Annotated in this window: 26 protein-coding genes; 25 read left to right on the plus strand and 1 reads right to left on the minus strand. The window is 58.1% G+C overall.

Features of this window, described 5'->3' with window-relative positions; all coding sequences use genetic code 11:
• Positions 1–140 precede the first annotated feature (140 nt).
• The 18 genes from LU493_RS05710 (at position 141) to LU493_RS05790 (ending at position 17,241) form a co-directional block, all read left to right on the plus strand.
• Positions 141–620: a DUF3158 family protein gene (locus LU493_RS05710; protein ID WP_275286828.1), complete on the plus strand. Its 480-nt coding sequence runs from the start codon at positions 141–143 to the stop codon at positions 618–620.
• A 6-nt stretch (positions 621–626) separates the two neighbouring features.
• Positions 627–1,046, plus strand: a complete 420-nt coding sequence (locus LU493_RS05715) for a hypothetical protein (protein WP_275286829.1) — start codon at positions 627–629, stop codon at positions 1,044–1,046.
• A 93-nt stretch (positions 1,047–1,139) separates the two neighbouring features.
• On the plus strand, positions 1,140–1,649 hold the full coding sequence (locus tag LU493_RS05720) for a single-stranded DNA-binding protein (RefSeq protein WP_275286830.1): 510 nt from the start codon (positions 1,140–1,142) through the stop codon (positions 1,647–1,649).
• Positions 1,650–1,740: 91 nt separating this feature from the next.
• On the plus strand, positions 1,741–2,313 hold the full coding sequence (locus LU493_RS05725; RefSeq protein WP_275286831.1) for a PH domain-containing protein: 573 nt from the start codon (positions 1,741–1,743) through the stop codon (positions 2,311–2,313).
• Between the two features lie 53 nt (positions 2,314–2,366).
• A complete protein-coding gene (locus LU493_RS05730) occupies positions 2,367–2,939 on the plus strand; it encodes a hypothetical protein (protein ID WP_035415423.1) in 573 nt (190 codons plus the stop codon).
• Positions 2,940–3,014: 75 nt separating this feature from the next.
• The gene (locus tag LU493_RS20015) at positions 3,015–3,194 is read left to right on the plus strand and encodes a TraR/DksA C4-type zinc finger protein (RefSeq protein WP_409359854.1); all 180 of its coding nucleotides are present in this window, start codon (positions 3,015–3,017) and stop codon (positions 3,192–3,194) included.
• A 111-nt stretch (positions 3,195–3,305) separates the two neighbouring features.
• On the plus strand, positions 3,306–5,351 hold the full coding sequence (locus tag LU493_RS05735; protein WP_275286832.1) for a DNA topoisomerase III: 2,046 nt from the start codon (positions 3,306–3,308) through the stop codon (positions 5,349–5,351).
• Positions 5,352–6,200: 849 nt separating this feature from the next.
• A complete protein-coding gene (locus LU493_RS05740) occupies positions 6,201–6,755 on the plus strand; it encodes an STY4534 family ICE replication protein (protein WP_275286833.1) in 555 nt (184 codons plus the stop codon).
• Between the two features lie 172 nt (positions 6,756–6,927).
• Positions 6,928–7,692 carry a hypothetical protein gene (locus LU493_RS05745; RefSeq protein WP_275286834.1) on the plus strand — a complete coding sequence of 255 codons (765 nt, stop codon included), beginning with the start codon at positions 6,928–6,930 and terminating at the stop codon, positions 7,690–7,692.
• A 147-nt stretch (positions 7,693–7,839) separates the two neighbouring features.
• Positions 7,840–8,469, plus strand: coding sequence for a PilL N-terminal domain-containing protein (locus LU493_RS05750; protein WP_052046816.1), 630 nt, complete (start codon positions 7,840–7,842; stop codon positions 8,467–8,469).
• On the plus strand, positions 8,462–9,256 hold the full coding sequence (locus LU493_RS05755) for a hypothetical protein (protein ID WP_275286835.1): 795 nt from the start codon (positions 8,462–8,464) through the stop codon (positions 9,254–9,256). Before LU493_RS05750 ends, LU493_RS05755 begins: the two co-directional genes overlap by 8 nt.
• Before the next feature lie 10 nt (positions 9,257–9,266).
• Complete coding sequence (locus tag LU493_RS05760; protein ID WP_275286836.1) at positions 9,267–9,914, plus strand: hypothetical protein; 648 nt, start codon at positions 9,267–9,269, stop codon at positions 9,912–9,914.
• Entirely contained in the window at positions 9,911–10,642 is a 732-nt protein-coding gene (locus LU493_RS05765; protein ID WP_275286837.1) for a TIGR03759 family integrating conjugative element protein, read from the plus strand. Before LU493_RS05760 ends, LU493_RS05765 begins: the two co-directional genes overlap by 4 nt.
• 343 nt (positions 10,643–10,985) lie before the next feature.
• Complete coding sequence (locus LU493_RS05770) at positions 10,986–11,750, plus strand: transglycosylase SLT domain-containing protein (RefSeq protein WP_275286838.1); 765 nt, start codon at positions 10,986–10,988, stop codon at positions 11,748–11,750.
• A gap of 21 nt (positions 11,751–11,771) precedes the next feature.
• Positions 11,772–12,353 carry an integrating conjugative element protein gene (locus LU493_RS05775; protein WP_275286839.1) on the plus strand — a complete coding sequence of 194 codons (582 nt, stop codon included), beginning with the start codon at positions 11,772–11,774 and terminating at the stop codon, positions 12,351–12,353.
• A 10-nt stretch (positions 12,354–12,363) separates the two neighbouring features.
• Positions 12,364–14,373, plus strand: a complete 2,010-nt coding sequence (locus LU493_RS05780) for a PcfJ domain-containing protein (RefSeq protein WP_275286840.1) — start codon at positions 12,364–12,366, stop codon at positions 14,371–14,373.
• Complete coding sequence (gene traD / locus LU493_RS05785; RefSeq protein WP_275286841.1) at positions 14,370–16,550, plus strand: type IV conjugative transfer system coupling protein TraD; 2,181 nt, start codon at positions 14,370–14,372, stop codon at positions 16,548–16,550. The genes LU493_RS05780 and traD overlap by 4 nt, the downstream gene beginning before the upstream one ends.
• Positions 16,537–17,241 (plus strand): TIGR03747 family integrating conjugative element membrane protein, encoded by a 705-nt coding sequence (locus LU493_RS05790; protein WP_275286842.1) that lies wholly within the window; start codon positions 16,537–16,539, stop codon positions 17,239–17,241. Before traD ends, LU493_RS05790 begins: the two co-directional genes overlap by 14 nt.
• Before the next feature lie 50 nt (positions 17,242–17,291).
• Here LU493_RS05790 and LU493_RS05795 read toward each other — a convergent pair whose 3' ends face one another.
• Positions 17,292–17,714 (minus strand): DUF6166 domain-containing protein, encoded by a 423-nt coding sequence (locus LU493_RS05795; RefSeq protein WP_275286843.1) that lies wholly within the window; start codon positions 17,712–17,714, stop codon positions 17,292–17,294.
• A gap of 246 nt (positions 17,715–17,960) precedes the next feature.
• Between LU493_RS05795 and LU493_RS05800 the strand changes: the two genes are divergently transcribed.
• The 7 genes from LU493_RS05800 (at position 17,961) to LU493_RS05830 (ending at position 22,414) form a co-directional block, all read left to right on the plus strand.
• Complete coding sequence (locus LU493_RS05800) at positions 17,961–18,257, plus strand: RAQPRD family integrative conjugative element protein (protein WP_275286844.1); 297 nt, start codon at positions 17,961–17,963, stop codon at positions 18,255–18,257.
• Positions 18,257–18,487, plus strand: coding sequence for a TIGR03758 family integrating conjugative element protein (locus LU493_RS05805; protein WP_084076112.1), 231 nt, complete (start codon positions 18,257–18,259; stop codon positions 18,485–18,487). Before LU493_RS05800 ends, LU493_RS05805 begins: the two co-directional genes overlap by 1 nt.
• 87 nt (positions 18,488–18,574) lie before the next feature.
• Positions 18,575–18,943 carry a TIGR03745 family integrating conjugative element membrane protein gene (locus LU493_RS05810; protein ID WP_275286845.1) on the plus strand — a complete coding sequence of 123 codons (369 nt, stop codon included), beginning with the start codon at positions 18,575–18,577 and terminating at the stop codon, positions 18,941–18,943.
• An 18-nt stretch (positions 18,944–18,961) separates the two neighbouring features.
• Entirely contained in the window at positions 18,962–19,378 is a 417-nt protein-coding gene (locus LU493_RS05815; RefSeq protein ID WP_052046822.1) for a TIGR03750 family conjugal transfer protein, read from the plus strand.
• Positions 19,375–20,070, plus strand: coding sequence for a PFL_4703 family integrating conjugative element protein (locus LU493_RS05820; RefSeq protein ID WP_275286846.1), 696 nt, complete (start codon positions 19,375–19,377; stop codon positions 20,068–20,070). The genes LU493_RS05815 and LU493_RS05820 overlap by 4 nt, the downstream gene beginning before the upstream one ends.
• Positions 20,067–20,942: a TIGR03749 family integrating conjugative element protein gene (locus tag LU493_RS05825; protein WP_275286847.1), complete on the plus strand. Its 876-nt coding sequence runs from the start codon at positions 20,067–20,069 to the stop codon at positions 20,940–20,942. The genes LU493_RS05820 and LU493_RS05825 overlap by 4 nt, the downstream gene beginning before the upstream one ends.
• Positions 20,939–22,414, plus strand: coding sequence for a TIGR03752 family integrating conjugative element protein (locus LU493_RS05830; protein ID WP_275286848.1), 1,476 nt, complete (start codon positions 20,939–20,941; stop codon positions 22,412–22,414). The genes LU493_RS05825 and LU493_RS05830 overlap by 4 nt, the downstream gene beginning before the upstream one ends.
• Positions 22,415–22,443: the final 29 nt, after the last annotated feature.

Genomic DNA, 22,443 nt, shown 5'->3' on the forward strand with positions numbered 1-22,443 from the left:
GAAACAGCCCAGGAAGGTGGCAGCCGGGTGTTTCCCCCGGAAACAGCCCAGGAAGGTGGCAGCCGGGTGATGACACTGTCATCACGTCCAACTGGGTGGCTGGGGCAGCGAGTTTTTAGATACCACGACAGGACATGACCATGAATTCGACTGCACTGGAACAGCGTCAAGACTTTGCACTGGATCAGTACGCAAAGGGCCTTTTAAAACCCTTTCTTAAGGGTAAAGGGGGAATCATCCGATTCAGGGATGAGCTCGAGGAAGAATGCCGGAGACTTTGGCAGGAGGCGGCCGACTTTGCCAACCAATACAACCGGACCGTGGTCCAGGCCGGTCTATGGCTAAAACCGCACAACAACAGTGGAGGCCGAGTTCGCGCAGTGCAGTGGCGAGACAAGGGGCAGACCCAGATGGGGCGACGTCTACTGGAAGCGGTTTTGCAGTATGGAGATGTCCCGCAGGGCATGAAGCGGCAATTGGTCGAGATCGAAACCGAGCGGGCCATCTTCAATGCCAAAATCGCAGCGGTGACTCGCCAGGTGGATCGACTTAACAAAGTCATCAATGACCTGGATGAGATCGAAACGATGGAAAACTCACACCCTACAACAACGGGATGACTGGTCATGGATAAGCAACAGGAATTGATTCAGGAGGCCATCCGGGAGGCACGACGGGAAGAGCTTCGGGATCCGTATAACTATGCGGAACAGGTGGGTAATGTTTTTGTCGCCACGATCAAAACACTTATTGCTGCCGTCGCACTTCTAGGCGGCTTGACGATGGGAGGCGCATTGATCTCGATTTCAGTAGCTCCGATCAATCCATTGAGTGGCGTTACATATACCGAACTCCATTATCTCAGCCAGAGACTCGTCACGTTTCTAGGCTCCTGCACGCTCGTTTGGTGTGCGATGCGTAACGTTGGCGGGTATTGCAACGTTTTTCGCCGGGAAATTCAGTGGCGAATTGACTATATCAATTCGGCAGGGGCGACACGCGATGCGAGGAAAGCCCGGGACAATGCAGACGAGGCAACAGAATGAATGTCCTGATAGCGCCTTAACATTCTTGGCGGACAGTCCCGATTCTCGTCATGGACAGTGCTCATACATTCACTTATCGCAGGAGCTTTTGAGATGAGCACGCATTTTATGGGCGAGGGGAACATCGGAACTGATCCTGAGTACAAGTTGCTCCCTGCCAACGGCAATCAGCCACCACGTGGCGTGATGCGCTTGAACGTCCGCTTCGACAATCCCGTTCCCACGGATACAGGCAATGTCGATCGCGGCGGATTTTGGGCCAATGTGGAAATCTGGCACCGCGACGTCGAGAACTGGGCGACTCGCCTCTATCAGAAGGGGATGCGCGTCATGGTGTCAGGTCGCATGGTGCTCGATGAGTGGAAGGATCGGGAAACGGGAGAAGACCGCTCTCAGTTCAAGGTGCAAGCCGTTCGCATCGGCATCCTGCCCTTCCGAATCTCACAGGTCGTACTTGAGCCCGCCAATAACACGCCGCAACAGCCTGCTCAACAGCAACAGCCTTCGCCGGCGCATAACCAGAATGGAGCCTATTCCAAGGCTGCCGGTCCAGACGGCGAATGGGAAAACCCGGTGGGCCAAGGGGTGACACCTGACCAGTAATCATACCCCCCTGTAGGCGCTCTGTTTGCAGGGGGATCTCTGAACCTACTCAGGTATCGACGTAGAGGTATGACCCATGGACCCTAGTCTGATGGATTCCAATGAAGTCCGGCCTGCACCAGGGATAGATGCACCGAACAACCAGAAGGAAGAGCATGTCGCAGTATTCAAGCCTTCAGCCAAAGCAGCGATCCCTACGGCATTAGGCTGGGTTCTACTGGCAATCGCGTTTTCGGCATCATTGGTTTTTGCAATGATCCAGCGGCCGGACCTGGTCTACTTGCCTGGAACACGCTTGGCACTGCTCTTGGGCCTCATCTGGGCCGTGTGCTTGATACCGCTGTTATACAAGTTGCTAGTCCTGAAAACGATGACCTACTCCCTTTCGACTCAGCGTCTTGAATATACCCGGGGTATTCTACATCGCCGTCGAGATCAGCTAGAGTTGGTACGGATTCGAGATATCACCTCGAATCGAACGCTGATGGACCGGCTGTTAGGCATTGGCACCGTTATCTTGGATACCGTCGACCGTTCTCATCCCGAATTCAGAATCCAAGCCCAACCGAACGTGTATGAGCTCAGCGATTGGCTGCACAAGTTGAATGCTGCAGAGCGTCAGCGACTTGGGTATCGGGAGTACGAAGGAACGCAGGGACTCTGAAACAGTTGTCCCTAGTTGGTCGACTGAATGCCTGATTCAATAAGGATGTGGAAATGAAACGTGTATTGATGACTGCAGGACTACTGGCACTGACAGGGTGCGCCGCTCAGGACCATTACTACTCTCAGGGCGTGTGTGTGACATGCATCAACAACCCGATCACCGGCGAGCCAGTGAACTACGACCCCAGTGAAACGCCACAACGGGTGGCGACCAATGCGCAAGGCGAGACCGTCGATGTCAGCAATCTGGGGAGTCAACGAGGATCTGTCGATATCGAGTCTCCCGTCGACGTGGATACCGCCTATGCTCGCATCAAGTCGGCGATGGGGTTCCGTTCGCCGAACGATTTTGAGAGCCCCGAGAGTACGACAGCGAAAATGCAGATGGGTGATGCCGCCTGGAAGCATGACCGCACTCCGGGTGCCTACTACAACCTCGGGGACTACGGCCGCCAGACGGTCGGTGGCACGCGCTACTCCATCCTCCAGCGCGTTCAAATCGAGAAGAGTGGCGCCGGTTCGCGGATCCATTACAGTTGGGCACCGGCAGACAAGCGGATTCCCTATGATGGGGCCGCGATGGAAGATGCACTGACGCAGCGCCTGAACGCCGCCTTGCAGTAAGGGTTGTGTATCCACCTGACGTGAGGGATATCTATGGCTGATGAGGCTGATTTTGCAGCAGCAATCACCGACCGGATGGTCAGCGAGAGAGTCGGTGGTGTTTTGAACAGCGTCAGTACTGTCGCTGATAACACCCACTGTGAAGAGTGCGGCGATGCAATCCCTGCGGCACGCCGGATAGCCGCCCCATGGGCGACAGTGTGTGTACCGTGCAAAGAAGCTCAGGAAAGAGCTTCGACGCACTATCGTCGATAACCTTGTTCTCGGTTCGGTAAGAACCGTGACGCACCCGATTAACCTTCCTGACTGACGCCTCCCATCTCACGGGGCATCGTATTCCTCAGTAGATTTCCACGAGGATACTCCATGCCCCGGCTCTTTCTCTGCGAAAAACCCAACCAGGCGCGTGACATCGGCAAGGTGCTGGGTGCCACTCGCCGTGGAAACGGATGCCTTCATGGTGACGACGTCACTGTTACCTGGGCAGTCGGCCACCTGCTCGAACAAGCGCCTCCTGATGCCTATGACCCAGCCCTCAAGCGCTGGTCATTGGACTCGCTGCCGATCCGACCGGCGCAGTGGAAGAACATCGTGCGCAAAGATGCAGCCAAACAGTTCAAGGTCATCCAGGGCTTGCTGAAACAGTGCAGTGAGGTGGTGGTGGCCACGGATGCCGATCGCGAAGGTGAAGTGATTGGGCGTGAGATCCTCGATGCTTGTCATTACCGTGGGCAAGTATCCCGGCTCTGGCTATCGGCGTTGGATGAAACGTCGATTCGCAAGGGGCTGGCTAGCATCCGCCCCGGAGAATCGACGGTCTCACTGTACCAGGCGGGGTTGGGGCGTTCGCGTGCTGACTGGTTGGTGGGCATGAACCTGACGCGAGCGTTCACGGTGCTGGCTCAGCAGCAAGGCTTCGATGGCGTGTTGTCGGTGGGCCGTGTACAGACACCAGTATTGGGGATCGTCGTCCGGCGTGACCAAGAGATCGCCAATTTCGTCCCCAAGCCCTTCTGGGAGGTACTGGCCAATCTGCAGGCCCATGGTGGTGCCTTCCAGGCAAAGTGGGTGCCGAGCAATGAGTCCTGGCTCGATGAACAGGGGCGATGCGTCAATCGTGAGGCTGCGCAGGCGGTGGCCGCTCGCGGACAGGGTGAACAAGCGAGAGTGGTATCGGTCGAGACCAAGCGCAAGCGTGAAGCCGCTCCACTGGTAATGGACCTCGGTACGCTGCAGCAGGAATGCTCGCGGCGGTTCGGCTTCGGGGCACAGCAGGTGCTCGACATCGCGCAGTCGCTCTACGAGACACATAAAGCGACGTCTTATCCGCGCACAGACTGCCGCTATCTGCCGACATCGATGCTGTCCGAAGTCGAGGTCGTCGTGAAGGCGCTCCTGCATTCGGATGCCTCGCTCTCACCGATCATCGAGCGTCTGGATGTGAATCTCCAGAGCCGCGTGTGGAACGACAGCCAGATCACGGCTCACCACGGCATCATTCCCACCACCACCCCGTGCGACATCTCGCGGATGAATGAAGCTGAGTGGCAGGTCTATGACCTCATTCGGCGTCACTACCTCGCCCAGTTTTTGTCCGCGCATGAGTATGACCAGACTGATGTCCAGTTGGACTTGGCCGGCGAGCGTTTTGTGACCTCGGGCCGGCAGGTCTGCGCCGAGGGGTGGAAAGCGCTGTTTCCCCGAGGGAAGGGCAAAGGGCAGGACGACAGTGATACAGATGACGACGAATCGACTGGAGCGCAGGCGCTCCCGCCTCTGCGTCAGGGAGAGAGCTGTCCTGTGCAGGCGCTCCAGGTCAAGGATCGTCAGACACAACCCCCGAAGCCGTTCTCGGAAGGGTCGCTGATCTCGGCAATGAAGAACGCCGCCCGTTTCGTGACCGATGAACGCTTGAAGGCCCGGTTACGCGAGAGCGCGGGCATTGGTACTGAAGCGACACGTTCCGGGATCATCGAAACGCTGCTGGCCCGAGGGTTCCTCCGCAAGAAGGGACGCACGATTGTGTCCACGCCCTTGGGGCAGGCATTGATCGCGGCGCTCCCTCCGCAGATCAGCAACCCCGGAATGACAGCGCTTTGGGAACAGGCCCTGGACCAAGTCGCCGAAGGTTCCTTGTCGCTGGATGACTTCATGCAGCGTCAGAACGCCCTGATCGACAAGCTGATCGGCTTGGCGCTCCAGCAACCCCGTTTGAATCTCCCGGAAATGCCGAGCGAGAGCTGTCCGCTGTGTCAGGCGAAGATGCGCAAGAGGAACGGTGAGGATGGGCCATTTTGGGGTTGCACACGGTATCCCGAGTGTAAAGGCACCAAGCCGATCGGCAAGAAGAAGCGGAAATCGGGCAGCCGAAAATCAACGTCCAGGAAGAGAGCCAGCGGCAAGGCACCATGAGTTGGTGATGTGACAGGCGCCTTCCTTGCCATCAGGGCAACACTACTTGATAATTGAAACCCTACCCCGTTGCCAACTGACGGTCATCAGTTGGTCCCTTTGGACTCTCCATGAGTCCGATCCCAAAGCGCGAACACCTGGCGAAAGCGCGCACCCACCGCAAAGACTCTTTGCACTACATTGGCATGTATCGGGTTCCAGGTTCCTTATGTTTCAGGTCGACCGGTCGTCGACCATCTCCTTCAGTCAGGTTGGACCGGCCAGCAAGACGCCCACCACAGGGTATCTTGCTGGCCGGTTGGACTGTGCTTCACGATGGCGGTGCCGGTCGCCTGACCCTCCGGCTCCCTTTGTGCGGGGATCCGCGCACAAACGTACCTGTCCAACGCCATGAATCGGGACGGGATGCACAGGCAGATTCGATCGCATGGCGACGAGGGGCATGACGGTCGATGGTCGGCATAATGGCAGTCTTCACACGCTACCCATACCGGTTTCCGGTAGCTGATTCGACTTGCGGTATTGGTCCTCAATCCAAAGTCGAGGCAGCGAGGCAGAGCCTCGCAGCCCCGGCTTGAGATTGATGATCAGGATTCAGGGTTGACGTTCTACGCGAGTGGCGCAATCCTACAGGTGTCAGACGTTGACTGTTGACGGTAATAACAGCGCCCTTTGCCCTTCGGGGCACCTCCCAAAGCCGTAACGCATCCCGAGAGACGGCACCCTGACGGGTTGGATGCAGATTTCAAATTCTCGGCAATTTGCCGAACCACCCATCCGGGGAAACGCTTCCCCGATGGGGATGGTGTTTCTCCCGGATTCGTATGTCTCAACTCCAGGAGAATCACCATGACGACTTCCACCGATAAGCAATTCTTCGATCTGCACATCACCGGCGTCGGCTATCTCAACCGTGTTCGTGAAGTGTCGCTGAAACGCGGAACCCCTTTCTGGGCCTGCGATATAGCGGCGCTCAACGGTCCTAGCGATGACGTTGGCTACACCCGTTTCGACTGCCGCGTCAGCGGTCGTGAAGCGGAGAGGCTGGTCAAGAAATGTGAACAAGCGGTCAACATGAAAAAGAAGGTGTTGATCGGTTTCCGACTCGGCGATCTGTGGACTGATACGTTCACCTATTCCAAAGGTGATCGTGTCGGCCAAACAGGCGTCAGCCTGAAAGCCCGTCTGCTGTACATAAGCTGGATCAAGGTCGATGGCGAAATGGTCTATCAGGCCCCTCGCCGCGACAGTGATCAGGCCCAGCCTGTTGAGTCCCAGGACCAGCAGTCCGAGGCCACTCAGGCCTCCGGTAATGCCCCCGAAGCATCACCGGTCCCGAGCAGCTACGCTGCCGTTCATTCAGGTGAGGCCGCTGGATCCTTCGATTCGCCAGCCACGCACTGAAACTCTGCACTTCCAGCCATCCATTCAGCCGGGGACATGATTCCCGGTTGGATGGAGGTTGATGTCAGTACCACCTCTAATTCTCAAGCCGTGAATTAGCCATTTCTCTCCCTCCCGGGGCCATTCCCCGGTGGGATGGCTCCATCTCAACGAAACGCATTGGAGCGATCCCATGAGTGATTATCTGAACCATCAGCTTGCTTCCGAAGATATTGATGTCATTCTGGCCGCCTTGAGGCTACTGCAGCGTACGATCGATCTGGACATACCGGATGCGATTCAGACGATCGGTGGTGAGAGCCTGAAGACCGTCGACATCAATGATCTGTGTGAGCGACTGAACCTGGACGGGCAGCCCAGTGATCAGGATGCGCGAGATGTTCTCATCAAGCGCTTTCGCGCAGAACTCTCTCGGCCCGAGTGGAACTCGGATACGGCTGCCAATCTGGCCACGGCCCTTGCCGATGCCGGTTGGCCCATTTTCCATCCTGGCCATGAAGGCTGGTTTCTCGACGTCGTCGATGGGGCATATTCCGTGATGGCCAAACCGGATGGCCCTTTCAGGTCCAATGCCGAGGTCATGTCAGCCATTGCCAGGCAGTTCGCTGCCGGTAGTCGTTGGCATGGGCAGGTACTGGATACGATCGGCATGACGGCTTGTGGCCACGGACAGCCCATGCTGAGAGTTGTCGGCTTTGGTCTCAATGCCCAGGATGTTGTGGTGGCCAATGACTTGATGCCAGAGCGCAGCCTGGAAGTTGGTCGTCGCCCTGAATTTGGTGTCTGGTCAATTTGCCGACGAAATCCGCAAAGCTTCGAGGCCGAGTGGGTTGCCGATCGGAGCGACTGTCGCAGTGCTCTCCAGTACTGCGCTAACCGCTTGGGTGCCGACATCAACGACGAAATTGTCGAGTCCTTCCTTACATACTTTCGATGATTCACTCAAACGCCCTTCGGGGCGTTTTGTATTTCTGGGTTGCTGTGTCAAGAAACCCGATCCTGCCTGTTTAACATTCCCCGTCGACCCGTTCCCCCCATGGCGGCACCGTAAGCCTGATTCTGATCAGAACATTACGAGGCCAACATGATGCATGCCTTCCCACGTTTCCTGTCCTGTGGTGTTGCGATGGTGCTGCTGGCCGGCTGTGCCCACCAACCTCCGGTCAACACGGGCACCACATCGAAAGTGGATGCCGCCAGTGCTCTGCAGATCTCCCCACTGGATGAGCCCGAGGTCATCACCACGGAACACCAGGTGGTCACCGGTCCCAATCCCCCGCATCGCGGCATCGTGGATCCCGATGTCTATGACCAGGAGTTGATCCCCGTCGAAGTGCTTCGCACGGGACGATATCAGCTGGTCACCATGCAGGCCCCGATGGGGCAGAGACATCTGCTAGAGCAAATCGTCAACGTGCACATTCCGCCGAGCATTTCCACCACGGTGGGGGATGGCATTCGTTACACCCTCAAGAACACGGGATACACCCTCTGCCCCGCGACTCGAGATCACCAGAAGTGGCTCTACAGTCGTCAACTGCCCGCTGCCCATTACCATCTTGGGCCCATGACGCTTCGTGAGGCTCTGCAGGTACTCGCCGGCGATGCCTGGGAACTCGAAGAAGATCCTGTGCGCCGTCAGGTCTGTTATGAGCAACGAGACCTGCGCACGGTGGAAACCACGACCGTTGTTCCGGAGCGAAGCCATGAGTGATCAGACTGACAAGCTGACCATGGATTCGGAACCCAATGAGGTCTCAAGGGATCCGCTCAATGCCGACCCCGATGAACGTCTTCCCAGAAAGAAGAACCCGCCTCGTCTCTTACTGATGGTTGGCGGTCTAGCAGTCGGGCTGGTCATGCTCCTGGTTGCCTTCCTGCTGGTACTGGGAAACGAACCGGCTGAATCGCCTGAACCTGCTGCACCGGTTCAACCGGACCAATCGGAAGCCATCACGCGGCTTCAAGGATCCGTGCAGGACCTGGAGCAGCGTCTGGGCTCGTTGAATGACCTGAATGCTCGCGTGGCCTCCATGGAGCAGCGCCTGAATGAGGTCAATGCGCAACTCGACCAGCAATCAGGTGCGCTTAATGTCGAGAACATGACCCATCGTATGGAAGCACTGGAAGGTTTCCTCGAGGAGGCAAGACGCCAGATCGACATGCAGCTGACGGCACTGGAAGAAGTGGTGTCGAATCGCCTCGCCGAGGCGTCTGTCGCGTCTCAGCAAGCCGAAGAACCTGAGCCGTCCCCCTCACCTGCCAAGCCACGTACGGCAAGCCGTCCTGCCATCCCCCGTCTTCCTCTCCACATTTCCGGCGTCGAGTACCGAGGTGGCCGTCCCTACTTGAGTGTCGCCACCGGCCCAGTGAATGACCTCGACCAGGTGAGATTGCTGGGAGAACGCGAATCCGTGGGGGAGTGGCAGCTGGTCACCATCAATGCCTCAACGGCGGTATTTCGTTATCGCGGGCAGAACGTCACGGTCAATCTGCCGTAGGAGCTGAATGATGAATCTGGCAATTCGCATGACCCCTTTCGAGCGTAGCGGCATCCGCCTCAACGCCATTGCCACGATAGCGGTCCTGGCGATGTTCACCTTGAGCTCGGCGCAGGCCACTGTCCCACCAGGGACGGACATTGTTCCTCCGGATGAACTCACCGACCAGCTGGAAGACGCGTCTAGCGCGTCAGCACCCGTGACAGAACTCCAAGACGACGTCAGCGACCTGGATCAACGCGTCACTGAGCTCGCGCCCACGGATCGCAAGCTCGAAGAGCTTTCCACGCGTCTTTCAGACACGACGGTTCGCCTGGAAGAGAAGCGCCAAGCGCAACAGGCATTGGCCGATCAGCTTGATGCGCTCGAGGGATCGGTCAAAGCGCTGGTCGCCATGACCGAAGAACGCATCGCGGATATGTCCCAACGTCTGGCTCCCGAAAGCACTGATGATGAATCGCCGGAGAAGGAAGCGCGCAAAACTCCCGAGGGTTCTGAAGACAAACCCGGGGAGGTATCAGGTTCTTCCAGCGGCGATGGCAATGCGGACACCGATCAGAAGGCTGCCGCAGAAGGAACCCGCTCACAGCCCGAATCAGGTTCGTCTGAAGCGGTGGCTGAGAAATCCGCCGACGACAAAGAGGAGGCCAGTTCATGACTCGCAATGCGCTATGCGTGATGGCAGCGGCGATACTGCCCTGCCTGGCACTCCCTGCATGGGGGCAATCGATCCAGGATGCTGAAGAGACCCAGCAGCGTGACTCGACAGTTTCTGAAACCGTCATTGAACGGAGCCAACAGCGAGCTGCTGATGCCTGGGGCCTAGATCAGCAGGAGTACCAACGCTACAAGACGATCATGGAAGGACCTCGTGGCACCTGGTCCCCCGATCTGGACCCCTTGACGGCACTGGGGCTGGAGGCCCGCTCGGACGCCGAACGTCAGAAGTACGCCGAACTGTTGGTAGAGATCGAGCGCAAACGTGTCGAGGCTGAGCTGGCGTTCCAACGTGCTTATGACGACGCCTGGCAGCGTCTCTACCCTGGCGACATGCCGGTCAACTCCTTCACCACCAAGGGCGGCATCGATGCCACTCAGTCGGTATTTGGTGATGCGACGGCGTCGTCCTCTCCTCGCTTGAATGTGGTCGTGGCCACCCAGGCCTGTGGTCAGTGCGATGCCACGGTAAAGCGTCTGTTGAGCAATGGTGCGGCCATGGACATCTGGATTGTCGATTCCGAGGGGGATGACGAGCGCATTCGCCGTTGGGCGGCCAAAGTGGGGATTCCCCCCGACCAGGTGCGTAACGGAAGCATCACCCTCAATCATGGTGGCTCGTACAATTTCGACAGCGCTGAGTTGCCGCGTGTCGCGCCGAGGGGGTGATCTTTATGCAATCACAATCGAATATCACCTCGGTTTACATGGACGCTAGGCGATCAGCTTCGTCAACAGAGCACTTTCTCTATCTGGATAAGCGTTTCGATCGATTCTTTGTCGCGCTGTATGGATGGCCGTCCAAAGAGATTATCGGCTATGCCGAATATCAGTTTGCGTGTTGCGAGGAGAGTAAATCGGCTTCCCCGATGTTGCACGCTCTGACGAGACTGCTGCCGCCAGAGTCTCAATGCCCTGGCCCCATCATTCCGTTGAACGCGGTTTTATACCGCTCTCAGGAAATTCTCCAGTCGCCGCACACCCCTATCCCTATACAAGGAAAGGGAGTCTGATGATGCGAATCGCAATGTCAGCAGTATGCATGGTGTTGGGGATGTGGTGGGTAAGTTCTGCTATTGCCGGACCTAGCCCAGACATTCCTTCCGCTTACGTTGTGGCATCAGAGGACAACGGCATCCCACCAGAAGTGCTCTATGCCGTGGCCATGACGGAATCGAAGATGTCTTTGGAGCATACCGTGCGGCCCTGGCCATGGACCTTGAACGTGGGTGGCAAGGGGTACCGGTATGACACACGTAATGAAGCCTGTAGTGCACTTCGTTCGTTCCTGCAGCAGACACGTGTCGTAGATGTCGGCATCGCCCAGATGAACGTGCGCTGGCAGACCCAGGTATTTGGTCCAGGAAAGCGATTTGCCGATCCCTGTGCAGGGTTGGATCCGTACGCGAACCTCGATGAAGCCGCCAAGGTGATTCGCCAGCACTACGATGCGTCTGGGGACTGGGTGGTGGCCGCGGGTCGGTATCACCGACCAGCCGGTGGGGCGCCGGCAGCACGTTATCGCCGGAAAGTTCGCGAGGAGCTGGCTCAACTGGGCGCCTCACCCACGCTGGGGACTGATTCTGCCGAGCTCATGCTGGCACACACCGCGTCTTCCCATCACCCAGCTCCCTCTTTATCTACCCCCTCCGTCCCTGCCAATGACGCCAACCTGACCTGGATCACGCCATCCCCCCGATCGCCGGAGTTCGAGGTCACTTGGGTCACACCGGAACCGCGTCGCTGGATGGCAGAAGTCGCCGTGGCCAGCCGCTGATCCACGACCAGGAGCATGCCCATGAATCTTGTGAACCATCACTCCCTCAGCGTAATGACAGGCTGTTTGATACTGGCTCTGACCTCGTTCGCTCAGGCACAAGTGGCACCTGTTCAACGTCCGCCCGAATTGCCGGATCTGGAGGTGGTGGCCGATCACGGCGGCGAGCCAGCGCGCCCCTATTACGTGGCCATCAAGGGGGCCGGCGTCGACGAGCAGGAAGGCTACTCCCCGCAGATGGGACCGCAGTCGCGCCCAACTAATCGGTACAGCGAACAGGATATGTTGCCAGTCGAGAGCGAGCAGCTGACCCCGGGTCAGGTCGTAGCGCGAGAACTTGATCTCCCGGGAGGGTTTACCCCGATCTTTGTGATCGGTGACGACGCACTGTCGCGTCAGTGGCTTGACCAGAGAGGTGACATCCTTCGCGACATGAATGCCGTGGGTCTAGTGGTACAGGTTCAGGATGAACAGGCCATGCAGGAACTGCGTCAGGCCGCTCAGGGATTGGAGTTACGTCCTGTCTCTGGAGACGGTCTGGCTGAACGAGTAGGGCTTCAACACTATCCCGCCCTGATCAGCCAACGCGGCATCGAGCAATAGAGGGGGCACCATGAATCCAGTATTACCGTCCCCTGATGCCTTAGCCGAGTCGGTTGATCACTATATTCGGCACAGGAAGCCTGGAGAGGATGCACTTGAAGGGGCTTGCGATCTCATCTGGCCGTCGCTTGAGTCGCTGATGGTGGAGTGGCTGTCGGAGACGGATATCACGCGCCTGTTCCGTTCCGAGACAAGCCAGGATGGTGCGGTCAGCTTCACCATGGCGGGATTGTGGCGCATCGTTCGCTCTCAAGGCCGCACCCGTACCTATCGACGTGATCTCAAGCGGCGACAATGGAAAGCGGACAAGACGCTAGATCGTTGGCCAACACTGAAACTGCTGCCGTGTGGCACCGACAAGCAACTACCTTTTGCCTGGGAAAACCTCCTCGAGCACGCCTTCAACGAAGTGTTTCAACAAGCCGTCGCTGCACTGACATTACCTCAGCCGTGGCGAAGAGATCTGCAGCGTGAGCTGCGGATACGCTGGCACCGTCTAAATATTGCGCAGGTGCTCATGGGCCTTGATCGTGATGTCGGGCATTTGGTCCTACATGTCCATAATCGGTATCCCTTGGAGGCAGAGAACTGCGAATCGTGCATTGATGACTGGGGAACGATTCACGGGATCACCGTCACAGGCTATGCGGAATACCCTGGCCCTGACAGAGGTCCGGAGGTGTGTGCGCAGTGCGCTTACAATCAGCGCGTCCTTGAAGAGTACGAACGGCACACCAAGAACCAATTGGCGACTTACGATCGCTATCTGAGCCATATCCGGGCGTTGGACCTGGGGCGTGGGCGTCCCTACTATCAACAGCGCCACATTGCCACTCGCAACATGAAGGCCCTCGGGTCGGCACTATGGCGCGATGTCGTTGATCGGGCGTCTCTCTCGCTGACATCTCGTATTGTCGGGCCTCGAGCACGGCTACTTCTCACGGATCTTCTTCGGGTCCAGGTTCAGCATGCGGCTGTCGAGCGTATCGCCACTGAAAGGCCGCAGTTGCTTCCCATGCTCTCCGTCATTCATCCCCGCCATTGGCACCGCGACGATCTGTTTTCTCGTCGACTCTGGGTACGCCAGAGAGACGAGAAGACGATCGTGGATCGCAAGACGTTCTGTCCCAGCCGTCGGATAGGCAGCCTGAATGAGAAGCGGAGCTTCCGCTTTCTGAGCCGGTCGCCGGCGTCAGTGGTCACGATGATCCTGAATGTCTGGCAGGACACGTTTTTCGGCTGGCACCGCAACGAGGCGGATGCGGTGTTGCAGTTTATTCAGGCAGTGACCCCGACACAGGATCATCGCCCCTATGCGAAGGTGCTTGGCGCCACGGCTGGGTTGAAAGTGGTGAAAGAGATCAAGGGGAACCGTTTTGGCCGAGACCGACTGACAACAGCACTGGCGATACCTGTTTTTGGTCGCCTGGCGAGAGCCTGGGTGGCGGATCGTCTGGAAACCTGGCGGACACGGGGGTATCGCGAACTCATGCGAACCCACCCCCAAGCGGAACAAGCACTGCGCAACGCGCTCGATTGGAGTGCCAGTACCGACCACCACTTACCCGACAACAACATGGATTGGAAAGCGATACAGCGTCACTCCGATGCGTGGCATGAAGCATTGCAACAGCAGCACCGCGACCGAGCGCAGTATCGCGATCAAGCGCTTGCCTGGACGTCCCCTCTTCAAGAGATACGGTCTGACACCTACGTGGCCGTTGCATTGACCGATAGCCAGTCCCTGCAGCAGGAAGGCCATGAAATGGGCCACTGCGTGGATTCCTATGACATTGAATGCTATGAGGGTAGTTACCTCGTGTTCTCGATCAAGCCTCTCGGCCACGACGCAGACAAGAACGATCGGGCAACCCTCGGTGTGTATTACAGCCGTTGCGGTGCCCGATTCGATCAACTTGAAGGCCCCTGTCACCAATCCACTCCCAAGCCCATCCAGGACCTTGCTCAATACGTTGTTCAATCCCTCAACGACGCCATCCTGGAGGAGAAAGCCGCATGAGCAGTCATCATCCTCTGGAATCGCTATTACGTCCTGCTGTCGAGCTGAATACCGTTTGGGTCTGTCTCGGCTGTGCCGTGCTCTGTATCTATGCGCCCTGGTCACTAGCGTTGACGCCAAGTGTGGGGATGACCACCGCTGCCGGTTTCCTGGCTTATGGTGCCTGGCGGTTTCGCCAGGCGTGGATCGTATTGCGCTATCGGCGCAACATGCGCCGACTTCCGCGTTTCGCCCTTCCGGCGAGGAAAGTGCCCGTCAGCCAGCGCAGCTTGTGGCTCGGCAAGGGGTTCATGTGGGACTCCCAACATACGCAGCGGTTACATGAGTCTGCGCAACCCGCAGCAAAGGTCTACGTACAGCCAAGCGTCTGGTTCAAGCGAGCACGGCGATTGGAGCAATCCTTGGAAGGCGGCGCGGTAGGTAAGCATATCGCTTCCCTGCTGCGCTGGGATTCCCCTTTAAACCCCGTGCGTCCTCTACCACCGGTTGGAGGCCGTCCCGCGCTACATGCCGTGGAGTGGAAAGAGCATGATGTCTGGATGCCGCTGGGTGAGCGCGTCGGACATACCCTCGTTGAGGGCACCACGCGGGTGGGCAAAACACGTCTGGCCGAGATCCTGATCACTCAGGATATCCATCGTGGTGACATCACCATCTGCTTCGACCCCAAAGGGGACGCGGATCTGTTGCTGAGGATGTATGCCGAAGCGCAGAAGGCGGGTCGAGGCGATGAGTTCTACATTTTCCACCTGGGTTGGCCTGACGTCTCTTGCCGCTATAACGCAGTGGGGCGCTTTTCGCGACTCTCTGAGGTACCGACTCGCGTGACGGGACAGCTATCCGGCGAGGGGGACAGCGCGGCGTTTCGTCAGTTTGCCTGGCGATTCGTGAACATTGTCGCCCGGGCGCGCCATGCGTTGGGCGAGCGTCCCTCCTACAACCAGATTCTGGCGGATGTCGTGAACATCGATGCGCTCTTGATGCAGTACGTTCAGGAGACACTGGAACAGCAGATGCAGGGCGCCAACCAGAAGATCACCGAGATCGAGGGCACGATCAACGAGAACAAGCTCCCCAACAACATGAAGGGGCGCCATAAACGGGTAGTCGCGATCGTCCAGTACCTGCAGCAGCCAGAGGTCATCGAGACACTGACCGACCCCGTCCTGGATGGGTTGCTCAGTGCGGTGCGCTACGACAAGACCTACTTCGACAAGATCGTGGCCTCGCTCCTGCCACTGCTCGAGAAGCTGACCAGCGGCAAGATCGCCGAGTTGTTGAGCCCGGACTACGACGACATCGAGGACGAGCGCCCGATAATCGATTGGCAGCAGATTATTCGCAAGAAGGGCATCGTCTATGTGGGCCTCGATGCGCTCTCCGACTTCGAAGTCGCACAGGCAGTCGGCAATTCCATGTTCGCCGACATCGTCAGCGTCGCCGGCCACATCTATAAATTCGGGTCCGATGATGGATTGCCAGGCAGTCGTTCTGGGAAGAAATTGCCGATCAACCTTCACTGCGATGAGTTTAATGAGCTCATGGGGGATGAATTTATACCTTTGGTCAACAAAGGGGGCGGCGCGGGGATCCAAGTGACCGCTTATACCCAGACGCTCTCTGACATCGAGGCGCGGATCGGGTCCACGGCGAAAGCAGGTCAGGTCGTCGGAAACTTCAATACCTTGATCATGCTCCGTGTACGGGAAGAGCGTACGGCAAGGCAGCTCACCGATCAGTTACCCAAGGTCAATGTCTCCACCAGGCTGATGGTCTCCATGGCCAGCGACAATGCCGACGTGAACAGTGACCAGGACTTCTCGAGCTCAGCGGGCGATCGGATAGGCACCGAGTCCGTCGACATGCTGGTCCCCAATAACATTATTGGTCTTCCCAAGGGCCAGGCCTTCGCTTTGTTGGAGGGTGGCCAGCCTTGGAAAATCCGCATGCCAATGCCGCTGCCGGACAAGACAGAAGATGTGCCGAAGGATGTGGCCGATATTGCCAAGCGGATGCGAGCCAAGTACAGCACGGGCGATCAGTGGTGGGAAGCGGTGATGCCGCCGCCAGTCCATCTGGACTTCGAGCCCCCGGAGCCGGCGTCTCGACCCCAGGACCGTGATGTGCCCGAGGCACCTGGCGACAACAGCGGGGTGGCTGACCATGGCGAGCTCTGAAGCTCCGGCAAAGCGAGCGGAGAGTAAACGCTCGGGCGTTATTGCGACACTGCTCAAGTTGCCCTTCACCCTTCTCGTGATTGTTGCCATCTCGATCATCTGCTCGATCCTGATCGAATGGGTCGGCATCACCTTTGGGTGGTTTAGTCAGGCAGGCTCAGAACACGCACGTCAGACCATGATAGCCGAGATGGGGTACTTGGACAGTCAATTCACGCGATCGCTGCTGGTTTCCTCGCCGGTGGAGTTTGCGACCATGATCGTGAATACCTGCTATCAGTGGCTGTTCGTGAAATCCGGGGTTGCCGCCTGGGCTGAGACAGGGAGCGGTTCCGAGGGCTGGATCGGTATCATCAAGACATATCTGCAGGCAGGCATGTATGTCACGCTCATGACCCTGACGCGTTGTGTGATCCTGATGTTGACCGCCCCCCTGTTCATCCTGGCTGGCCTGGTCGGTTTCACCGATGGACTGGTCAGCCGCGATCTTCGCCGGTTCGGTGCAGGCCGAGAGTCGGCCTTTGTTTACCATCACGCCAAGCGGATGGTGACACCGATATTCCTCACCGGTTGGCTGATCTATCTCTCTCTGCCGTTCTCGATCCATCCCAATCTGTTTCTGCTGCCGTGTGCGCTACTGTTCGGCGCGATGATCACCATCGCCACTTCGAGCTTCAAGAAATACCTTTGAATGGGCGGGATCCGACAGCCCCGGCGCAAGGGAGCCGGGGCCGGAATGGTTCATTCAACAAGCTCGGGAGTGCCGCAGCGCTCATAGATGTGGACAACCGGGAGGTCCATTTCTTCATCGGCGGGAAGACGCGATACCACCTTATCCAGTATTTCGATGGCCTTCTCGGCCTGGTCTTCACGCACATGAATGGCGGGATAGATCAGGGCAGCAAGGGCATGGCTCAAACACTGGGGGCCGGTACCTGAATAGCCCCATGCAAAGCCGCCTTCATACTGGAAACGATCATAGCGCGGTATGACCAGTTGCGCCGCGCTATCGTCGCAATGACGATACAGAACCACCGGAGCGTCCTCCACGAAGCGGAAGAGCAGCATTCCACTAACGCCATGCGCCGGATTGGCAATATCCGCCTGGGTCACATTCTTTACCTGGCTGAAATCAAAATCCTCAAGCCCCCGACGGTCACTCATACGATCACCCTCCCTGATGGAACATCCCGTGGAATGTCTTAGACCAGGGGCTAGCCGTCAAGTCGCTGGACAAGAATACCTGTCTGATCCGCTTAACGTTTCTGGCTGATCCCGCGAACACATCCCTCGACCATGGACTCATGTCGTCACCACCCACGGCAGGATTCCATTATGACGGAGCGGAAGCACTCTCCCATCTCAGGCCCGGACGCTACAGGCAAGGCGGCGCTTCTCCTGGGACTGCTGATGGCCAGTTCGATGTCACTGTCGGTTCAGGCGAGTGACATCGATGAAATTCAACGTCGCGATCTCGCCCTGATCCAGACCCAGATCGAGCAGATCAAGGTGGTCGTCGATCGCATCGATGCGCGACAGCAGAAGACCAGCCCCGAGAATACTCGCATCTATTTCGATACCCGCATGCTGCGATCGGATCTCAAGTCCATTACCTCCGGTATCGATGCCTACCTCGCCCCCGAACGCCTACTTCCGCGTCAGCCCATGCCGCTGAATGGCGACTACCTCGAAGATCGGGGGCAGTGATGGCGCTTTCAATGCAAGAAGCCTTCAAGGCTGGTGCAAGCGCCACCCCCGATGACCTCTACCTGTTGATCGCTGGTGTCGGTTGTGCCCTGGCGGTGATCTGGCTGGCGTGGCTCGGCGTCAGCAACTGGCGCGGTTGGGTGGGAGGCATGTTCAGCGAGCACGTCATGACCTGGAATTTCATCCGGGGCGTGATGGTGGTCGTGATTCTGTTCTGGCTGTTCTTGTAGCAGCGCAGCTGGAAGCCCTTTCCCGGGGCACCATTCCTCCTCGCGTGAGGAGGTTCATCAGCAAGAGACCCAAGGAGTAATGGAACCATGAACGTCATCACGTCACTTTACAGCCGAACCAAAGGCGTACTTCGAGGTGGGGTGGCCACGCTTGCCTCTCTACCCGCCGTTGCACTCGCGGCGTTGCCTCAACAGGAAAACATTACCGAAGGGACAGACGGTAACCTTCTCGACACCTTCCGCAATGTGGGGTCGGAAGGCTTCAGTATCGCCTTCATCGTCGTGACAGCCTTCGCGATTCTCGCCTACATCGGTGCACTGATCTGGGCCTTCAACGAATCGAGAAAGAAAGGCGAGTGGGGCCTATTCGGGATGGTGGCTGGTCTTGGGGTTGTCATGATCGTCGTCGTTATCTGGCTGGCCAATTACGGCGACCCGATCATGCAGAGCACTTAATTACGGAGGTGTCGGGCCATGACCATCGATTTCATTCCCTCTCGCTTGAACGCCACCCCCGTCGTCTTTCGCGGCATGACCGGAAAGGAGTTGGTGATCTGCACCTTTGCGGGGCTGATGGCGTTCATTCCTGTCGGGTTGATCGGCTGGGCAGTCGTGGGCATGGGGGCCATGGTCCCGACCTGCATGTTTGCAGGAGCTGGTCTCTTTCTGTGGTTTGGCGGCGCATTCATGCGTCGGCTACGCCGAGGGCGCCCTAGCTCCTGGGTGTATCGCAAGATCCAGTGGCAACTCACCAAAGCAGGGCTTCCCGTGCCGGGGGGTAATGAATTGATCCAGGAATCCATCCGTTGGCGCATCCGACGCGATCCCGTTCGGCGTCCAGTGACGAATTCGACGGGACGCCTCTCGCGCAGCAAGGGAGATAACTCATGAGTCGTAAACGTCATGCCTTGGCGGCCCGGGACGCTCATATCACCACGTTACGTGGCGTCATCGTGGTGATGGTCCTGGTGTGCGCGGGACTCTACTGGGGGTGGAAGACGTCACCGGATCGGCTGGATGTCCATGTTCCCCCGGATCTACGCACCGGCAGCACTCGCGAGTGGTGGAAAGTGCCGGAGCCCAATATCTATACCTTCGCCGTCTATGTCTGGCAGACGATCAACCGCTGGCCGGTCAATGGCGAAGTCAACTACAAGCGCAACATTCAGGCGTACAGCACCTTCCTGACGCCCGGCTGCCGTAACTACCTCGAAAACGAGTATGAGCAGCGCCGCGCCCGTGGCGAATTGAAGGGACGTGTTCGAGGAATCTATGAAATTCCCGGTCGAGGGTTCCAGGACGAGAGCCCTGATGGACCCGGTGGCGTGCAGGTGATCGATCGAGATCACTGGATTGCCACGCTCGATATGGGGGTCAGTGAATCCTACGCCGGCACGTCCGTTCGTGACGCTTTCGTTCGCTATCCCATCTACGTCAGCCGCGTGGACAACGATCCCGATTCGAATCCCTGGGGGCTGCAGATCGGTTCCGCTGACGGATGCTTTGCCGGGGTGCCCCAGCGACTCGGGTATGCCGACGACGACAGCGACGCCGACCAGCCAAGCGAGGTAGCTTCACCATGAGTAGACGCCTGTTATCCCGACTGAGCATTGCGAGCGCCGCTTTGGTGCTCGCCACCCAGGCACAGGCGGTGGAGATCCTTCACTGGGATCGCAAGCCTCTGCCGGTCGACCTCCCGGTTGGAACGGAACGTGTGATCGTGCTGGATCGCAATGTACGGGTGGGTCTCCCACCCGAGATTGCCGACTCGGAGACACTACGCGTTCAGAGTGCCGGTGGTGCCATCTATCTAAAGGCTGACAAGCCGTTCGATACCCAACGGGTTCGCCTTCAGGACGTCGAGACCAATGAAGTGGTCCTGTTTGATCTGACGGCCATGGAGACGGGAGCAAGCGACGAAGAGATTCAGGTGGTGTTTCCTGAAGACGATCACGTCGATTCAGAGACTGCCTCAAGCTCGGATTCCCAGGAGCAGGATGAAGGTTCGTCGTCATCGGCCAATACACCGGTTCCTGTGGTACTGACACGCTATGCGGCGCAATCCTTATACGCCCCGACGCGGACCATTGAGCCGGTGCAAGGCGTCAATCGCGTGGCCATGCGACTGCCTGAAAGCCTGCCCTCGCTGTTGCCGGCTTTACCGGTATCCGCCAAACCGGTTGCCGCCTGGAAACTCGACGGGTGGACCGTCACGGCAGTGAAGCTCTCCAATCGCGACCCATCTCGGGCGTTTGAGCTGGACCCACGCTGGCTGCAAGGCGATCTCTTCAGCGCCACCTTCATGCATCCCACGCTCGGCCGCCGAGGCTCGGTGCGGGATACCACTACCGTCTTCATCGTCACTGATGGGGTGTCGTTGGCTCAGGCGGTGCCACTTTCGGCCTCCGTGGCCGAGGACCACTCAGCCCACGCAGATGCGGGAGGTGACTCATGAAGCTCAAGGGCAACGGCCTGGTCAGGATTCTGGTGCCGTCATTTCTCGCCCTGGTCGCTGTGATTGTCATTCTCTGGTCGGGATCCGATTCCAGCCAGCAATCAGGGACAAGTGGTGAAGAAAGCGATCCATCGCTGACGCTGAGTGAAGATGAGCTCAAGGCGCTGGGGATCGAGGGAGACACGCCACAGGATACAGTCGCCACTCTGGTCGGTCAGACGCGAGCCATGCGAGAAGAAATGAATCGAGTGCTTGAGACCAACCAGAAGCTCCGGGAACAAAATGCCGACATGCTCGAGGAGCGCCGTGATGTTCAGAGCCAGATTCGTAGTGCTCTGCATCAACAGGAGCAGGAATTCGATCAGGAGCGCCGGGCGTCACAGCGTGAGAACCAGAGCCTGCTTCAGAGCTTGCAGCGCGAAATCGGTAATCTGAAGGACGGCTTCTCTGGTGAAGGCAACAATGAGGACGTGCCGATCGGTCTGGGGCTTGAAGGCGGCGGTGCTGGTGGCACCGGCAGTAATCTGGCCTGGGTCGAACCCATGGATCAACGCGTTGAGGAAGGTCCTGGTCGTCGTGGTCAGGAAGGACCGACGTTCCCGACATCGTTCCAATCTGCAGCAAGTGATGTCGGTGACGCTGCCTCGAGAGCGGGCAGTGCGGTCAAGGCGAGTGCCACGGGACAGCCCGATGAAGCCTCTGTCGAACCGGTCTACACCATCCCCGAGAACTCCACTTTGATGGGATCGCTGTCCATGACGGCGCTCCTGGGCCGGGTCCCGGTCGATGGCACCGTAAATGATCCCTATCCATTTAAAGTGATGGTGGGTAAGGACAACCTCACCGCGAACGGCATCGAGCTCCCCGAAGTACAAGCTGCAGTGGTCAGTGGGACAGCAACGGGGGATTGGACCCTCTCCTGCGTGCGCGGAAACATCTCGTCGATGACGTTTGTGTTCGAGGACGGCACGGTTCGAACCGTGCCGTCGCCGGAAGACGTCAATCAGAGTCGTGGCAATAGTAACGATCGCAATCAAAACCAGACGATCGGAGGCGGTGACTCCATCGGCTGGCTGAGTGACAGGAACGGGATTCCCTGCATCAGTGGCATGCGTCGCAGCAACGCCAAGGAATACCTGAGTACGCAAAGCCTGCTCACTGCTGCCGGGGCCGGTGCGGCGACGATGTTGTCCGATGACGATTCGACCTCAATCACATCCATCGGCGCCGATGGCAGCATTTCCCAGGCCATGACAGGCAACCAGGCCATGGGGCAGATCCTCTCTCAAGGGGTGAATGACATGTCCCAGTGGGTCAACAGGCTGTATGGCGAAGCATTTGCTGCCGTTTATGTTCCCCCCGGCCAGGACGTGGCCATTCACATCAACAAGCAGATCCCGATTGATTACGAGACCGAAGGGAGGAAGGTGCGCTATGACTCATCAAGGGCAACCACACACGGGCTCGACTGATCGCAGGGCCTTCCCACGAGCCACTCTAT

It is taken from the genome of Halomonas elongata (assembly GCF_029081005.1).
Classification (GTDB): Bacteria; Pseudomonadota; Gammaproteobacteria; order Pseudomonadales; family Halomonadaceae; genus Halomonas; species Halomonas elongata_B.

Bases quoted from the DNA above. Each gene is read 5' to 3' on its own strand.
- LU493_RS05750 (WP_052046816.1), top strand. From the start codon at position 7,840: ATGATGCATGCCTTCCCACGTTTCCTGTCCTGTGGTGTTGCGATGGTG.
- LU493_RS05715 (WP_275286829.1), top strand. From the start codon at position 627: ATGGATAAGCAACAGGAATTGATTCAGGAGGCCATCCGGGAGGCACGA.
- LU493_RS05820 (WP_275286846.1), top strand. From the start codon at position 19,375: ATGAGTCGTAAACGTCATGCCTTGGCGGCCCGGGACGCTCATATCACC.
- LU493_RS05825 (WP_275286847.1), top strand. From the start codon at position 20,067: ATGAGTAGACGCCTGTTATCCCGACTGAGCATTGCGAGCGCCGCTTTG.
- LU493_RS05745 (WP_275286834.1), top strand. From the start codon at position 6,928: ATGAGTGATTATCTGAACCATCAGCTTGCTTCCGAAGATATTGATGTC.
- LU493_RS05740 (WP_275286833.1), top strand. From the start codon at position 6,201: ATGACGACTTCCACCGATAAGCAATTCTTCGATCTGCACATCACCGGC.
- LU493_RS05770 (WP_275286838.1), top strand. From the start codon at position 10,986: ATGATGCGAATCGCAATGTCAGCAGTATGCATGGTGTTGGGGATGTGG.
- traD (WP_275286841.1), top strand. From the start codon at position 14,370: ATGAGCAGTCATCATCCTCTGGAATCGCTATTACGTCCTGCTGTCGAG.
- LU493_RS05755 (WP_275286835.1), top strand. From the start codon at position 8,462: ATGAGTGATCAGACTGACAAGCTGACCATGGATTCGGAACCCAATGAG.
- LU493_RS20015 (WP_409359854.1), top strand. From the start codon at position 3,015: ATGGTCAGCGAGAGAGTCGGTGGTGTTTTGAACAGCGTCAGTACTGTC.
- LU493_RS05720 (WP_275286830.1), top strand. From the start codon at position 1,140: ATGAGCACGCATTTTATGGGCGAGGGGAACATCGGAACTGATCCTGAG.
- LU493_RS05815 (WP_052046822.1), top strand. From the start codon at position 18,962: ATGACCATCGATTTCATTCCCTCTCGCTTGAACGCCACCCCCGTCGTC.
- LU493_RS05780 (WP_275286840.1), top strand. From the start codon at position 12,364: ATGAATCCAGTATTACCGTCCCCTGATGCCTTAGCCGAGTCGGTTGAT.
- LU493_RS05735 (WP_275286832.1), top strand. From the start codon at position 3,306: ATGCCCCGGCTCTTTCTCTGCGAAAAACCCAACCAGGCGCGTGACATC.
- LU493_RS05725 (WP_275286831.1), top strand. From the start codon at position 1,741: ATGGATTCCAATGAAGTCCGGCCTGCACCAGGGATAGATGCACCGAAC.
- LU493_RS05765 (WP_275286837.1), top strand. From the start codon at position 9,911: ATGACTCGCAATGCGCTATGCGTGATGGCAGCGGCGATACTGCCCTGC.
- LU493_RS05800 (WP_275286844.1), top strand. From the start codon at position 17,961: ATGGCCAGTTCGATGTCACTGTCGGTTCAGGCGAGTGACATCGATGAA.
- LU493_RS05775 (WP_275286839.1), top strand. From the start codon at position 11,772: ATGAATCTTGTGAACCATCACTCCCTCAGCGTAATGACAGGCTGTTTG.
- LU493_RS05830 (WP_275286848.1), top strand. From the start codon at position 20,939: ATGAAGCTCAAGGGCAACGGCCTGGTCAGGATTCTGGTGCCGTCATTT.
- LU493_RS05795 (WP_275286843.1), bottom strand. From the start codon at position 17,714: ATGAGTGACCGTCGGGGGCTTGAGGATTTTGATTTCAGCCAGGTAAAG.
- LU493_RS05810 (WP_275286845.1), top strand. From the start codon at position 18,575: ATGAACGTCATCACGTCACTTTACAGCCGAACCAAAGGCGTACTTCGA.
- LU493_RS05805 (WP_084076112.1), top strand. From the start codon at position 18,257: ATGGCGCTTTCAATGCAAGAAGCCTTCAAGGCTGGTGCAAGCGCCACC.
- LU493_RS05790 (WP_275286842.1), top strand. From the start codon at position 16,537: ATGGCGAGCTCTGAAGCTCCGGCAAAGCGAGCGGAGAGTAAACGCTCG.
- LU493_RS05760 (WP_275286836.1), top strand. From the start codon at position 9,267: ATGAATCTGGCAATTCGCATGACCCCTTTCGAGCGTAGCGGCATCCGC.
- LU493_RS05730 (WP_035415423.1), top strand. From the start codon at position 2,367: ATGAAACGTGTATTGATGACTGCAGGACTACTGGCACTGACAGGGTGC.
- LU493_RS05710 (WP_275286828.1), top strand. From the start codon at position 141: ATGAATTCGACTGCACTGGAACAGCGTCAAGACTTTGCACTGGATCAG.